The organism is Pseudomonas sp. NUPR-002 (assembly GCF_056322725.1).
The window spans coordinates 4,632,906-4,649,612 of the sequence record NZ_CM150476.1 but is presented as its reverse complement, the minus strand read 5'-3'; the positions used below and the strand labels follow the sequence as shown (position 1 = coordinate 4,649,612).

The 16,707-nt window shown below is 60.4% G+C and carries 6 protein-coding genes; 3 read left to right on the top strand and 3 right to left on the bottom strand.

Features of this window, described 5'->3' with window-relative positions; genetic code table 11:
* Window positions 1-9: 9 nt before the first annotated feature.
* Window positions 10-1,383, bottom strand: a complete 1,374-nt coding sequence (locus tag ACVWSC_RS21260; protein ID WP_442109041.1) for a TolC family outer membrane protein — start codon at window positions 1,381-1,383, stop codon at window positions 10-12.
* 518 nt (window positions 1,384-1,901) lie between these two features.
* On the opposite strand from ACVWSC_RS21260, the gene ACVWSC_RS21255 reads away from it, so the two are divergent.
* Complete coding sequence (locus ACVWSC_RS21255; protein WP_442109040.1) at window positions 1,902-12,716, top strand: retention module-containing protein; 10,815 nt, start codon at window positions 1,902-1,904, stop codon at window positions 12,714-12,716.
* 82 nt (window positions 12,717-12,798) lie between these two features.
* Here ACVWSC_RS21255 and ACVWSC_RS21250 read toward each other — a convergent pair whose 3' ends face one another.
* A complete protein-coding gene (locus tag ACVWSC_RS21250; RefSeq protein ID WP_442109039.1) occupies window positions 12,799-13,173 on the bottom strand; it encodes a YbaN family protein in 375 nt (124 codons plus the stop codon).
* Window position 13,174: 1 nt separating this feature from the next.
* A complete protein-coding gene (locus ACVWSC_RS21245; RefSeq protein ID WP_442109038.1) occupies window positions 13,175-13,768 on the bottom strand; it encodes a UPF0149 family protein in 594 nt (197 codons plus the stop codon).
* Window positions 13,769-14,013: 245 nt separating this feature from the next.
* Between ACVWSC_RS21245 and recQ the strand changes: the two genes are divergently transcribed.
* Window positions 14,014-16,149 (top strand): DNA helicase RecQ, encoded by a 2,136-nt coding sequence (recQ, locus tag ACVWSC_RS21240; RefSeq protein ID WP_442109037.1) that lies wholly within the window; start codon window positions 14,014-14,016, stop codon window positions 16,147-16,149.
* A gap of 117 nt (window positions 16,150-16,266) precedes the next feature.
* On the top strand, window positions 16,267-16,701 hold the full coding sequence (locus tag ACVWSC_RS21235) for a MarR family transcriptional regulator (RefSeq protein WP_442109036.1): 435 nt from the start codon (window positions 16,267-16,269) through the stop codon (window positions 16,699-16,701).
* Window positions 16,702-16,707: the final 6 nt, after the last annotated feature.

The window sequence follows — 16,707 nt, the reverse complement described above, 5'->3', positions numbered from 1 at the left end:
GTCGGGGGATTAACGCATGTCGGGCAAACGCGCCTCGCTTCTCACTTCGCTCTTGGCGATGGCCTCAGGCGGTAGTGAGATCCGTTGCTTGTTGAGCAATTCGCCCATGTTGGCCAGCACCCGGTACATCGAGAATTCCTCGGTGTAGCGCACTTCGGTGTAGCGGCGATTGGCGTTGTACAGCTCGTTTTCACTGTCGAGCAAGTCGAGCAGGGTCCGCTGGCCAAGGCCGAACTGATCCTGATAGGCCGCGCGCACACGGGTGGTGGTGTCGGCGTATTCGCGTGCCGTCGGGGTTTGCTTGCGGGCGTTGGTCATGGCGTTCCAGGACAGCGCCAGATCCTCGTTGAGGGTGCGCAAGGCATTGTTGCGGATGTCCATGGCCTGGTTGATCTTGTGGGCATCCGACTGCAGGCGGGCCTTGTCGCTGCCGCCGCGGAACAGGTTGTAACTGAGTTCGACACCGGCTTGCCAGTCGTTGTTGTCATGGCCGACCTGGCCAGCGGTGTTGTTGTTGGCACCGGTGGCCAACACTGCATCCAGGCGTGGATAGAACGGCGACTTGGCGACCTCGTACTGCTGCTCGGCAGCTTGTACGTCGGCCTGGGCCGACTTCAGATAGGGGTTGTGCTCAAGCATGTCCTGACGTGCGTCGAGTAGGCTGGCGGGCATTTCCCCTTTGATGGTGACCGGGGTTTCCAGCTCGTCCGGGACGCGGCCGATTACGCTGTAGAAGTTGGCTTCGGCATCGGCCAGGTCGACTTCGGCGGTGTACAGGTTGTTTTCCGCCAGGGCGCGACGGGCGGTGGACTGGTCAAGGTCAGCGGTGCTGCCGACGCCACGCTCGCTGCGCAAGCCGATCTGGTCGTTGACGCGCAGGTGCGCCTGCAGGTTGTTGGTGGCCAGGGTCACCAGCTCGCGGCGCTTGAGCACCTCCAGGTACACCTCGATAGCGCGCAGGGCAACGCTCTGTGCAGTGGCCTGGGTGAAGTAGGCACGGGAGTTGACCACCGCTTCGGTGCGGCCGACCTCGTTCGGGGTGTTGAAACCGTCGAACAGCATCTGCCGCAGGCGCAGGTCAGATTGGGTGTAGTTCAGGGTTTCCTTGTTGTGATCGGTGCTGCCGTCGGGGTTGGTCCTGCGGGTGTTGGTGTTGTCTGACTTCTGCCGGCCGTAACCCGCCACCAGATCGACGCGTGGGTACCAGCCGCCTTTGGCGACGTTGACGTCTTCATCTGCTGACAAGCGGCTGTTACGGCTGGCGTTGATTTCCGGATGTTGGTCCACGGCGCTTTGTACAGCCTCCGTAAGTGACATCGCCTGAGCATTGGCACATGCCATAGCCAAAAGAATTGCGCCGGTGATGGGGGTCAAAACGCGCATGGGGTACTACTCCCTGATTTCTAATTTTTTGTGCAGCTGGCGTCATAAAGTTGACGCAAATTTAAGTGCAAACCGTTTCAGGCTTGTAACAGGAAAGCTAAGAACATTTATAAGGCGAGCTAAGAAGAATTTTTCATAAGGGTTATGCGAAAAAAAACTTATGCGGTCTAAGGAAAGCAAGACATTGTTCATATCAGGCGCCCTCTCAATTCTGCGCGAGGGTGCGTTTTTCAGGCGTCAAACAATAATCAGAAGTTTTTGCGGCAAAGGGCACGGATGTAGCGGAGGGGATGGAGGAAGGTCAGTCATTGGCGACAATTTTTTGGCAGATGCCAAAGTGCCAGATTGATTTCCACGTTCATTGAGTGACTGCCTGGCGAAGGTGTTGATTTCATTGAAGTCCACCTACGCCTGCGGCACTTTCCGAGTGTTGGCTCAGTGCAGGTGCAGCGGGCTGACCACGCGAGATTCACAGCGCTTTTCTGCGAAAAAACGTTCCGCAGCGGAGGAGAGCGCTCATGGCCAAGTTAATCGGTGTTGTCAGCAAAGTCGTCGGCGAGGTCTTCGCGGTGGCCAATGACGGCACACGTCGGCAGCTCAGCGAAGGTGACCGGCTGTTTGCTGGCGAGCAGCTGCAGACCGGTGCGGTCGGGGCGGTTGCCGTTCATCTGCAAAATGGCAGCGAATTGACCTTGGGCCGTGACAGCAGTCTGGAGCTCTCGCCGCAGCTACTGGCCAATCAAGCGCCGCAGGTGGATACACCTGAAGCCCAGGCACCCAGCCAGGCGCAGCTCACCGATGTGGAAAAACTCCAGCAAGCCATCGCTGCCGGTGCTGACCCCAGCCAAGAGGCCGACCCGACCGCAGCCGGTCCTGGCAGTGGCGGGTCATCGGGGGCGCTGGGTGGTGGTCACTCTTTTGTGTTGCTGAGCGAAGTGGCCGGACGGGTCGATCCGACCATTGGCTTCCCCACGGCAGGCTTCAATGGTTTCGCCGAGCCGGCCGATCGGGAGTTCGGTCTGATCACGAATGACGACGATATTCCGCCCGTAGTTCCTCCTGTGGATCACCCCGTCACCCTTGATGGCCTGGATCTGGCAGGCGGTGGCTTGACCCTGAACGAAGCCAACCTGGCCCAGGGCTCGGCCAGTGACCCGGCGGCATTGACCCAAAGCGGAAGTTTTACCGTGCTGGCCCCGGACGGGGTGTTCAATCTCAATGTTGGTGGCATCAATGTGGTCACCGCTGGCGTTGTGACTGGAGTGGGGCAGTCGATCACCACCGCATTGGGTAACCTGTTGACCATAACCGGGTATAACCCGGCCACCGGCGTGGTCAGTTACAGCTACACCCTGACCGGCGCTGAGACGCATCCGGCCGGTAATGGCGGACTGGGTGAAAGCATCAGCGTGTCGGTCAGTGACACCGACGGCGATGTGGCCAGTGGTTCATTGAACATCGTCGTTACCGACGACGCACCGAAGGCGCTGGATGACAGCAACCCGGTGAGTGCTACCGAGAACCAGTTGACCCTGACCGGCAATGTGCTGACCAACGATATCCAGGGCGCCGACCGCATCGCCAGTGGACCGATCACCCCGCAAACCATCCAGGGCACCTACGGCACCCTGGTGCTGGCCGCCGATGGCTCGTACACCTACACCCTGAACACCAACGACCCGGATTTCATCAACCTGCACGGCGGTGGCAACGGTGTCGAAACCTTCACCTACACCCTCAAGGACGCCGATGGCGACAGCAGCACCGCGACCTTGAAGCTCAATGTCAGCAACCTCAACGACCCGGTTACCCTCAATGGCCTGAATCTCGAAGGCGGCGCGCTGACGGTCTTCGAGAAAAACCTCGATGTTGGCAGCAGCCCGAACAGCGCCGACCTGACCCAGAGCGGCAGCTTCACTGTCACCGCCCCGGATGGCCTGCAAACCCTCACCGTTGCTGGCATCACTGTGGTGTCCAACGGCAGTGCGGTCGGCTTTCCGCAATCGGCGGTCACCCCAGAAGGCAACACCCTGACCATCACTGGCTACAACGCCAGCACCGGGGTGGTGAGTTACACCTACACGCTTGTTGGAACTGGGGCTCATGGCGCCAGTAATGTGAGCGAGAACTTCACCGTGGTGGCCACCGACAGCGATGGCAGCACGGCCAGTGGCGCCATTGGCGTAAACATTGTCGACGATGCGCCGACTGCCGTTGACGACAGCAACGCCACCACCGCCACTGAAAACCAGCTGACCCTGACCGGCAACGTCCTGACCAACGATGTGCAGGGCGCCGACCGCATCACCAGTGGCCCGATCACCCCACAAACCATCCAGGGTACCTATGGCACGCTGGTACTGGCGGCTGATGGTTCGTACACCTACACCCTGAACACCAATGATCCGGATTTCATCAATCTGCACGGCGGTGGCAACGGTGTCGAAACCTTCACCTACACCCTCAAGGACGCCGATGGTGACAGCAGTACCGCGACCCTGAAGCTGAACGTCAGCAACCTCAACGACCCGGTTACCCTCAATGGTCTGAACGTAGAAGGCGGTGAACTGACGGTCTTCGAGAAAAACCTCGGCGACGGCAGCAGCCCGAATGCCGGTGCGCTGACCCAAGGTGGCAGCTTCACCGTGACTGCTCCTGATGGTCTGCAAACCCTGACTGTTGGCGGTATCACCGTGGTGTCGAACGGCAGCGCGGTCGGCTTCCCGCAATCGACGGTCACCCCACAAGGCAACACCCTGACCATCACTGGCTACAACGCCAGCACCGGGGTGGTGACGTACACCTACACCTTGCTCGACAACGAGGCTCACGCCAGCGGCAATGGCGCCAACAACCTGAGTGAAAGCTTCACCGTAGTGGCCACCGACACGGATGGCAGCACGGCCAGTGGCTCGATCGATGTGAATATCGTTGACGACACGCCTGCTGCGGTCGACGACAGTAACCTCGTGACGGCCACCGAGAATCAACTGACCCTCACCGGCAACGTGCTGACCAACGACACCCAGGGCGCGGACCGTATCACTAGTGGTCCGATCACCCCGCAAACCATCCAGGGTACTTACGGCACGCTGGTACTGGCGGCTGATGGTTCGTACACCTACACCCTGAACACCAATGATCCGGATTTCATCAATCTGCACGGCGGTGGCAACGGTGTCGAAACCTTCACCTACACCCTCAAGGACGCCGATGGTGACAGCAGTACCGCGACCCTGAAGCTGAACGTCAACAACCTCAACGACCCGGTCACCCTCAATGGTCTGAACGTAGAAGGCGGTGAACTGACGGTCTTCGAGAAAAACCTCGGCGACGGCAGCAGCCCGAATGCCGGTGCGCTGACCCAAGGTGGCAGCTTCACCGTGACCGCTCCCGATGGTCTGCAAACCCTGACTGTTGGCGGTATCACCGTGGTGTCGAACGGCAGTGCGGTCGGTTTCCCGCAATCGACGGTCACCCCAGAAGGCAATACCCTGACCATCACTGGCTACAACGCCAGCACCGGGGTGGTGACTTACACCTATACGTTGCTCGACAACGAGGCTCACGCCAGTGGCAATGGCGCCAACAACCTGAGTGAAAGCTTCACCGTAGTGGCCACCGACACGGATGGCAGCACGGCCAGTGGCTCGATCGATGTGAATATCGTTGACGACACGCCTGCTGCGGTCGACGACAGTAACCTCGTGACGGCCACCGAGAATCAACTGACCCTCACGGGCAACGTGCTGACCAACGACACCCAGGGTGCTGACCGTATCACCAGCGGCCCGATCACCCCACAAACCATCCAGGGTACCTACGGCACCTTGGTGTTGGCCGCTGATGGCTCGTACACCTATACCCTGAACACCAACGACCCGGATTTCATAAACCTGCACGGTGGCGGCAACGGTGTCGAAACCTTCACCTACACCCTCAAGGACGCCGATGGCGACAGTAGCACCGCGACCCTAAAGCTGAACGTCAGCAACCTCAACGACCCGGTCACCCTCAATGGCCTGAACGTAGAAGGCGGTGAACTGACGGTCTTCGAGAAAAACCTCGGCGATGGCAGCAGCCCGAATGCCGGTGCGCTGACCCAAGGTGGCAGCTTCACCGTGACTGCCCCAGATGGTTTGCAAACCCTCACCGTTGGTGGCATCACGGTGGTGTCGAACGGCAGCGCGGTCGGCTTCCCGCAATCGACGGTCACCCCAGAAGGCAACACCCTGACCATCACTGGCTACAACGCCAGCACCGGGGTGGTGACGTACACCTACACCTTGCTCGACAACGAGGCTCACGCTACTGGCAATGGCGTCAACAACCTGAGTGAAAGCTTCACCGTGGTGGCCACCGACACGGATGGCAGCACGGCCAGTGGCTCGATCGATGTGAACATCGTTGACGATGTACCCAAAGCCATCGATGACACCAACCCGGTCACCGCTACCGAGCAGCAGATAACGTTGACCGGCAACGTCCTGACCAACGACATCCAGGGCGCCGACCGCATTACCAGCGGCCCGATCACCCCGCAAACCATCCAGGGTACTTACGGCACGCTGGTACTGGCGGCTGATGGTTCGTACACCTACACCCTGAACACCAATGATCCGGATTTCATCAACCTGCACGGTGGCGGCAACGGTGTCGAAACCTTCACCTACACCCTCAAGGACGCCGATGGTGACAGCAGCACCGCGACCCTGAAGCTGAACGTCAGCAACCTCAACGACCCGGTCACCCTCAATGGTCTGAACGTAGAAGGCGGTGAACTGACGGTCTTCGAGAAAAACCTCGGCGACGGCAGCAGCCCGAATGCCGGTGCGCTGACCCAAGGCGGTAGCTTCACCGTGACTGCCCCAGATGGTTTGCAAACCCTCACCGTTGGTGGCATCACGGTGGTGTCGAACGGCAGCGCGGTCGGCTTCCCGCAATCGACGGTCACCCCAGAAGGCAACACCCTGACCATCACTGGCTACAACGCCAGCACCGGGGTGGTGACGTACACCTACACCTTGCTCGACAACGAGGCTCACGCTACTGGCAATGGCGCCAACAACCTGAGTGAAAGCTTCACCGTAGTGGCCACCGACACGGATGGCAGCACGGCCAGTGGCTCGATCGATGTGAACATCGTTGACGATGTACCCAAAGCCATCGATGACACCAACCCGGTCACCGCTACCGAGCAGCAGATAACGTTGACCGGCAACGTCCTGACCAACGACATCCAGGGCGCCGACCGCATTACCAGCGGCCCGATCACCCCACAAACCATCCAGGGCACCTACGGCACCTTGGTGCTGGCCGCTGACGGCTCGTACACCTACACCCTGAACACCAACGACCCGGACTTCATCAACCTGCACGGTGGTGGTAACGGTGTCGAAACCTTCACCTACACCCTCAAGGACGCCGACGGCGATAGCAGCACCGCGTCGTTGAAATTCAACGTCAGCAACATCAACGACCCGGTGGTCATCAACGGCCTGGACATTTGCGGTGGCGAGCTGACCTTCTACGAGAAGAACCTCAGCGACGGCAGCAGCCCAGACCAGTGGGCACTGACCAAGGGCGGCACCTTCACCGTGGTCGCCCCGGATGGCCTGCAGTCCCTGACCATCGGCGGTGTGAGCATTGTCAGCGGCGGCGTCGCCGTGGGCTTGCCGATCGATGCACCGACGCCGTTGGGTAACACCTTCACCATCCATAGCTACGACCCGATCACGGGCATCGTGACCGGCACCTACACGCTGCTCAATAACGAAGCGCATGCCAGCGGCAATGGCGCCAACAACCTCGTGGAAAGCATTGAGGTGGTGGCGATCGACACCGACGGCAGCTCGGCCACCGCCTCGGTGGACATCAACATCGTTGATGACGTACCCAAGGCCATGGACGACTTCAACCCGATCACTGCCACTGAAAATCAGCTGACTTTGACCGGCAACGTGCTGACCAACGATGTGCAGGGCGCCGACCGCATCACCAGCGGCCCGATCACCCCGCAAACCATCCAAGGCACTTACGGCACCCTGGTACTGGCGGCTGACGGCTCGTACACCTACACCCTGAACACCAACGATCCGGACTTCATCAACCTGCACGGTGGTGGTAACGGTGTCGAAACCTTCACCTACACCCTCAAGGACGCCGACGGCGATAGCAGCACCGCGTCGTTGAAATTCAACGTCAGCAACATCAACGACCCGGTGGTGATCAACGGCCTGGACATTTGCGGTGGCGAGCTGACCTTCTACGAGAAGAACCTCAGCGACGGCAGCAGCCCGGACCAGTGGGCGCTGACCAAAGGCGGCACCTTCACCGTGGTCGCCCCGGATGGCCTGCAGTCCCTGACTATCGGCGGCGTGAGCATCGTCAGCGGCGGTGTCGCCGTGGGCTTGCCGATCGATGCACCGACGCCGCTGGGTAACACCTTCACCATCCATAGCTACGACCCGATCACGGGCATCGTGACCGGCACCTACACGCTGCTCAATAACGAAGCGCATGCCAGCGGCAATGGCGCCAACAACCTCGTGGAAAGCATTGAGGTGGTGGCGATCGACACCGACGGCAGCTCGGCCACCGCCTCGGTGGACATCAACATCGTTGATGACGTACCCAAGGCCATGGACGACTTCAACCCGATCACTGCCACTGAAAATCAGCTGACTTTGACCGGCAACGTGCTGACCAACGATGTGCAGGGCGCCGACCGCATTACCAGCGGCCCGATCACCCCGCAAACCATCCAAGGCACTTACGGCACTCTGGTACTGGCGGCTGACGGTTCGTACACCTACACCCTGAACACCAATGATCCGGATTTCATCAACCTGCACGGTGGTGGTAACGGTGTCGAAACCTTCACCTACACCCTCAAGGACGCCGACGGCGATAGCAGCACCGCGTCGTTGAAATTCAACGTCAGCAACATCAACGACCCGGTGGTGATCAACGGCCTGGACATTTGCGGTGGCGAGCTGACCTTCTACGAGAAGAACCTCAGCGACGGCAGCAGCCCGGACCAGTGGGCGCTGACCAAAGGCGGCACCTTCACCGTGGTCGCCCCGGATGGCCTGCAGTCCCTGACTATCGGCGGCGTGAGCATCGTCAGCGGCGGTGTCGCCGTGGGCTTGCCGATCGATGCACCGACGCCGCTGGGTAACACCTTCACCATCCATAGCTACGACCCGATCACGGGCATCGTGACCGGCACCTACACGCTGCTCAATAACGAAGCGCATGCCAGCGGCAATGGCGCCAACAACCTCGTGGAAAGCATTGAGGTGGTGGCGATCGACACCGACGGCAGCTCGGCCACCGCTTCGGTGGACATCAACATCGTTGATGACGTACCCAAGGCCATGGACGACGTCAACCCGGTGACTGCCACCGAACAGCACCTGACCCTGACCGGCAACGTCCTGACCAACGATATCCAGGGCGCCGACCGCATTACCAGCGGCCCGATCACCCCACAAACCATCCAGGGCACCTACGGCACGTTGGTACTGGCGGCTGACGGCTCGTACACCTACACCCTGAACACCAACGATCCGGATTTCATCAACCTGCACGGTGGTGGCAACGGTGTCGAAACCTTCACCTACACCCTCAAGGACGCCGACGGCGATAGCAGCACCGCGTCGTTGAAATTCAACGTCAGCAACATCAACGACCCGGTGGTCATCAACGGCCTGGACATTTGCGGTGGCGAGCTGACCTTCTACGAGAAGAACCTCAGCGACGGCAGCAGCCCGGACCAGTGGGCACTGACCAAAGGCGGAACCTTCACCGTGGTCGCCCCGGATGGCCTGCAGTCCCTGACCATCGGCGGGGTGAGCATCGTCAGCGGCGGTGTCGCCGTGGGCTTGCCGATCGATGCACCGACGCCGCTGGGTAACACCTTCACCATCCATAGCTACGACCCGATCACGGGCATCGTGACCGGCACCTACACGCTGCTCAATAACGAAGCGCATGCCAGCGGCAATGGCGCCAACAACCTCGTGGAAAGCATTGAGGTGGTGGCGATCGACACCGACGGCAGCTCGGCCACCGCCTCGGTGGACATCAACATCGTTGATGACGTACCCAAGGCCATGGACGACGTCAACCCGATCACTGCCACTGAAAATCAGCTGACTTTGACCGGCAACGTGCTGACCAACGATGTGCAGGGCGCCGACCGCATCACCAGCGGCCCGATCACCCCGCAAACCATCCAAGGCACTTACGGCACTCTGGTACTGGCGGCTGACGGTTCGTACACCTACACCCTGAACACCAATGATCCGGATTTCATCAACCTGCACGGTGGTGGCAACGGTGTCGAAACCTTCACCTACACCCTCAAGGACGCTGACGGTGACAGCAGTAAGGCGACGTTGACGCTTAACGTCAGCAATCAGGACCACCCCGTTACGATCGACGGCCTGAACGTTAATGGCGGTGAGCTGACGGTTTACGAGAAAAACCTCAGTGACGGCAGCAGCCCTGATGCTTCGGCGTTGACCCGCTCTGGCAGTTTCACGGTGACGGCGCCTGATGGCCTGCAAACCCTGACCGTAGGCAGCATTACCCTGGTCAGCGGCGGGGTGGTCAACGGTGTCCCACAAACCGGTGTGACGCCGCTGGGCAACTCGATCACCATTACCGGCTACAACCCGAGCACCGGAGTAGTCAGCTACACCTACACCCTGAAGGACAGCGAAAGCCATGCCGATGGCAATGGCATCAATAACCTCAATGAAGCCATCAAGGTGACGGTGACCGACACTGATGGCAGCACCAAGACGGCCACCATCGACGTCAATATTGTCGATGATGTGGCTTCGGCGGTGGGCGCTGAGCGCTCGGTGACACCAGGGCAGATCGACTCGAACCTGCTGTTGACCATCGACGTGTCCGGCAGCATGAACGATGGCTCCGGTGTGTCCGGGCTAAGCCGCCTGGGGCTTGCCAAGCAAGCGATCAACGCCTTGCTCGACAAATATGACGAGATGGGCGATGTCAAAGTGCAAATCGTCACCTTCAGTTCCGACTCAACGGTGAAAACCACCAGTTGGGTGTCGGTCGCTGACGCCAAGACGATTGTCGCCGGTCTCAGTGCAGGTGGTGGTACCAACTACGACGCGGCGGTTGCGGGGGCGAAATCGGCCTTCACCACCAGTGGCAAGCTCACCGGTGCGCAAAATATCGGCTACTTCTTCTCGGACGGCGAGCCTTCCAGCACTTCGCAAGGTATTGATACAACGGATGAGGCGTCGTGGAAGGCATTTCTTGATGCCAACGGGATCAAGTCGTATGCCATTGGTCTGGGGAACGGCGTCAATGCTGACAACCTCAACCCGTTGGCCTATGACGGTAGTACCCACACCAACACCAACTCCAACATCGTCACTGACCTTAACCAGCTCAATTCGGTGTTGTCTGGCACCGTGCAGGGCGCGCCGGTTACCGGCAGCCTGATCAGTGGCGGTACCTTCGGCGCCGACGGCGGCTTCATCAAGTCGTTGCTGATTGATGGCACCACGTACACCTTCGATCCGAAGGGCAACAGCGGCGCCGGCGCTTACGCCACCAGCGGCGCAGCGGATCGTGGCACCTTCGATACGGCCACCAACAGCATCACCGTGAAAACCGCGCTAGGCGGCAGTATTGTGGTAGACATGGACACGGGAGACTTTACCTACACACCGCCCAAAGACACCGGCAGCACCAAGGTCGAGCAGATCGGCTTTGTGGTCAGTGACAATGACGGCGACACCAGCAGCGCCACGCTGGTGGTCAAGGTGTACTCCAACGCTGACCCGGTGGCGGGTGCCGACCATGTCATCACCAACATTCTGTCGAACAGCATCAGCCTGCCAGGTGAAGCCTTGCTGGCCAACGACAGCGATGCCAACAAGGATCCACTGAGCGCTTCGCAAACAACCTTCAATACCGGCTGGGCGGCGCGTGGTGGCGACTTCACAGTGGGCAGCACGGCACCAACCCTGGGCTTTAGCGGCACCAGCGCCGGTAATGCCAGCAACCAATTGCTCAACGTGGCGCGCAGTTCGTTCACCGGGCCGGCAGCGTCGATGACTGCGGCGGTGATCGTTAGTGGCTTCCTCGGTTCAGTCAGCAACGGTAACGCCAACGATGAGGACCTGATCACCGTCACCCTCAAGCAGGGTGAGAAGCTGACCCTCGATCACAACCGCTTGGCCAGTGACAATCTGTTGATGCAGTGGAAGGATGCCGGTGGCGCCTACCAGACGATTGTCGATGGCGACAGTTTTACCGCCAGCCATGACGGGGTCTACACCATTAACCTGGTCAACCGTACCAACCTCAGCGGCAGCACTACTGGTCGCTCCGAGTACTACGAGTTGAACATGAGCATCAACTACGCAGATGCCCAGGACAGCACACCGCTGCACAACGGCAGCTACAGCGTAAGCGATGGACATGGCGGTAGCAGCACCGGCGCGGTGGACATCAGCTATCAGGCTGGCGATACCCTCAACGGAACCGGCAACGACGATGTCCTGGTGGCCGGCAATACCGCCACGACACTCAATGGTGGTGACGGCAATGATGTGCTGGTCGGCGGTAGCGGCCATGACACTTTGCATGGCGGCAATGGCAACGACTTGCTGATAGGTGGCCTGGGCAATGATCTGCTTGACGGTGGCGCGGGAATCGACACCGCCAGCTATGCCAGTGCTTCAAGTGCCGTGACGGTCAACCTGAACCTGACAGGGGCACAGAATACCCTGGGTGCAGGCAGTGACACCCTGGGCTCGATCGAAAACCTGATCGGTTCGGACTACAACGACAGCCTGACCGGCAACAGCGTTGCCAACCTGCTGGTGGGGGGCAAGGGCAATGACACCCTGGTGGGTGGTGGCGGTGATGATGTGCTGATCGGCGGGCCGGGGAACAACACCTTGACGGGCGGGACAGGTGCCGACACCTTCCTCTGGCAACAGGGTAATACCGGGCATGATGTGGTCACCGATTTCACCCCGGGCACGGATCGTCTGGACCTGTCGCAACTGTTGCAAGGTGAGAACCCGACCACGGCGTCACTGGATGATTATCTGCACTTCAAAGTCACCGGCAGTGGGGCAGGGGTGGTGTCGACCATCGAAGTGAGTGCCGTGGCGGGTGCGGCGCCGAGCCAGATCATTGATCTGGAGGGCGTCAACCTGGCTCAGCATTACGGCGTGACTGCAGGTGCCGGAGGCGTGATTGCGGCAGGGCAGGACACCGCCACCATTATCAACGGCATGCTCAATGATCATTCATTGAAGGTGGACACGGTGTAAGTAGGAGCGGGCTTGCCCCGCGATTGCGGTGGGTCAGCCACACCGCATCGCGGGGCAAGCCCGCTCCTACAGTGGAGACGGCTCAGGAGGGCCGTCGCAGGGTTTTTTGCCGCAGGATGTAAATGCTGACCAGCACGGCACTGGTCAGCATGAATCCGCGCGCCCATGGCAGCGGCACCAGGTAGCACGACAAGCCAATGCTCAACCACATCAGACCAATGGCATACACCTTGCCCTTGAGCGGAATGCCCTGACCACTGAGGTAATCACGAATCCACGGCCCCAGCTGCGGATGATTGACCAGCCACTGGTGAAAGCGCGGTGAACTGCGGGCGAAGCAGGCGGCGGCCAGCAGCAGGAACGGAGTGGTCGGCAATACCGGCAGGAAAATGCCGATCACTCCCAACGCAACACTGAGCCAGCCGATGGCCAGCAGCAGGTAGCGCACTGACGCCAACTCAGTGGTGGCGTGGTTTGAGCAACGCTGGTGCAGGTTTTTCGTCAGGCGCGTGCTGCAGCAGGTACAGCGCAGTCAGGGCCTCGGGGATCTGCACGATCATGTCGTCCATCAGGTTGGCGTCGCTGGCGATGTCGGCGAATTCCGGTTGTTCGTCGAACAGGCCGGAACCGACCATGATCGGCAGGAGCATCTCGCTGACTTCTTCTTCGGCGGTTTCAAACCAGGCTTCTTCGCGCATGAACACGCCTTCCATGAAACCGATGCACCAGCCGCGCAGTTCGGAATCGTCCGGATCGTCGCCCAGGTCGAGGTCGCACGGCAGCTCGAATTCCTCGTCGCTGGCCAGCTGGCGGGCGATGTGCGCCTTGAGCTGGATCAGCGTGGCTTCGATCTCTTCACGCTGGGCGTCGTCCTTGTAGCGGGGCTCTTCGGCAAACAGGGCGTCGATCCATTCGCGCTCCGGAACTGCTTCGGTCCCAATCGACAAAGCGGTCAGGTAGCCGTGGGCGGCAACGTAGTCCAGCGCTTCTTCGTGCAGCTCATCGGCGTCGAGGAAGGCTTGCAGGCGGGTCAATTGCTCGGCGAAGGACATTACAGGGCTACCTTGGGAATAAACGATGATCGAATTCTAGCATCTTGCGGCCCCTGCAAGGCAAAGGATCACGCCTATCGCGCAGGCCCCTGCGCAAGGTGACGCTCGGGTATACTGCCGGGCTTTTGCACCTTGGCGCTGCAACAGGGCGCTCAGGTAAAAGCCGCTTACGCATTTTTAGCTGTGGCGGCGAAGGTTTTCATCCAGCCTGTGGCCAGGATGGTTTTGCGATTTATGGAGTTTTTATGCTCGAACAGGCTCAGCGCGTCCTCAAGGACATCTTCGGCTACGACAGCTTTCGAGGCCGCCAGGGGGCGATCATCGAATGCGTAGCCAAAGGTGGCGATGCGCTGGTGTTGATGCCCACCGGTGGCGGTAAATCCCTGTGCTTCCAGGTGCCGGCACTGTTGCGTCCGGGCCTGGCGGTGGTGGTGTCGCCGCTGATCGCGCTGATGGAAGACCAGGTGGCAACCCTCGACGAACTGGGGGTGGCCGCCGCATCGTTGAATTCGACCCTGAGTGCGGAGCAGCAACGTGACCTGGCCGGGCGTATTCGCCGTGGCGAGGTAAAAATGCTCTACCTGGCACCGGAGCGTCTGGTGCAGCCGCGCATGCTGGATTTTCTGCGCAACCTGGACATTGCCCTGTTTGCCATCGACGAGGCCCACTGCGTTTCGCAATGGGGGCATGACTTCCGTCCCGAGTATCTGCAACTGGGGCAGTTGGCCGAATTGTTTCCCCATGTGCCACGCATCGCCCTGACCGCCACTGCGGACATGCGTACCCGTGAAGAGATCGTCACGCGCCTGCACCTGCAGAATGCCGAGCGCTTCCTGTCGAGCTTCGACCGGCCGAACATCTTCTACCGTATCGTGCCCAAGGAACAGCCACGCAAGCAGTTGCTGGCGTTCCTCGGTGATCGGCGTGGCAACGCCGGGATTGTCTATTGTTTGTCGCGCAAGAAGGTTGACGACGTTGCCGCGTACCTGTGCGACCAGGGCTTTCCGGCATTGCCGTACCACGCGGGCCTGCCTGCCGAGACCCGAGCCTCGAACCAGCGCCGCTTCCTCAACGAGGAAGGCCTGATCATGGTCGCCACCATCGCCTTCGGCATGGGTATCGATAAACCCAACGTACGTTTCGTTGCCCACCTGGACTTGCCCAAGTCGCTGGAAGCCTACTACCAGGAAACCGGTCGGGCCGGGCGTGATGGCCTGCCAGCTGATGCCTGGATGGCATACGGGCTGCAAGACATGGTGATGCTCAAGCAGATGCTGCAGAACTCCGAAGGTGACGAGCGTCACAAGCGCATCGAGCAACACAAGCTCGACGCCATGCTCGCGCTGTGTGAAGAGACCCGTTGCCGCCGTCAGACCTTGCTCAACTACTTCGACGAAGAACTGCCGCAGCCGTGTGGGCACTGCGACAACTGCATCGATGGCGTACAGACCTGGGATGCCACCGAACCTGCACGCCAGGCCCTGTCAGCGGTGTACCGCACCGGCCAGCGTTATGGTGTCGGTCACCTGGTGGATGTGTTGCTGGGCCGCGACAACGAAAAAATTCGTAACTTCGGCCATGAAAAACTCGCGGTGTACGGCGTTGGCAAAGACCGCTCCGAGGGCGAATGGCGTTCCTTGTTCCGCCAGTTGGTGGCGCGTGGTCTGGCCGACATCGACCTGGAAGGCTACGGTGGCCTGCGCCTGTCCGACACTTGCCGGCCTTTGTTGCGCGGTGAGGTGAGCCTGGAGTTGCGCCGTGACCTCAAGCCGCAGACCACCAGCAAAGGCAGCAGCAGTGGCGCAAGCCCGGCCAGCCAGTTGGTGCGTGGCGACGAGCGCGAACAGTGGGAAGCCCTGCGCGCGCTGCGGCGCAAGCTGGCCGAAGAGCATGGTGTGCCACCGTACGTTATCTTCCCCGACTCGACCCTGCTGGAAATGCTCCGCAGCCAGCCCGCCAGCCTCAGCGAAATGGCGCAGGTCAGTGGTGTCGGTGCGCGCAAGCTGGAACGCTACGGCGCGGCCTTCCTCGAAGTGCTCGGTGGCGCTGCCGAGGCACCGCCTCAGGTGGCCGACCTGCGTCACGAGCTGACCAGCCTGGCGCGTGCCGGCATGACCCCGGCGCAGATCGCCGGGCAACTGAACTGCAGCGAGAAGAATGTTTACAGCCTGCTGGCCGAAGCCATTGGCCGTCAGCAGTTGTCGCTGGAGCAAGCCCTGGATCTACCGCAAGATCTGCTCGAAGAAATCCAGGATGCGTTCCTCGACGGTGAAGGCGAGTTACCACCGGTATCGGCGGTTGCCGAGCAGTTTGGTGCGCGGGTGCCGGAAGGGGTGCTGTATTGCGTAAGGGCGGCGTTGGCAGCGGAATTTGAGATGTAAGCGGCGTTTTGTCATCTTTTAAAACGATTGTCAGACAGCTACAACCCTGCTGAGCCTTGCCTGTTACGCAGGAGCATGGTTAGCTGACTAATAATTAGTTCTGATGATGAGTTCTCTATGTCGTTGACCGATCAACATCGTTTCGGAATGCAGCTGGCCCAGATGTCACGAGGCTGGCGCGCCGAACTGGACCGCCGCCTGGCCGGGCTCAATCTTTCCCAGGCCCGCTGGCTGGTGCTGCTGCATCTGGCCCGATTTGACGAAGCCCCCACTCAGCGTGAGCTGGCGCAAAGTGTGGGGGTTGAAGGGCCGACCCTGGCCCGTTTGCTCGACAGCCTGGAAGCTCAGGGCCTGGTTCGGCGCCAGGCGGTGCTGGAAGACCGGCGGGCCAAGAAAATTCACCTGTGCCCACCGGCCAAGCCACTGATCGACCAGATCGAAACCATTGCCAATGCGTTGCGCGCCGAGCTATTCAGCGGTGTTGACGAAGAGGACATGCGCGTGTGCATGAAGGTTCACGCGCGCATCCTGGCAAACCTGGAAAAGTCCTGACCGGCC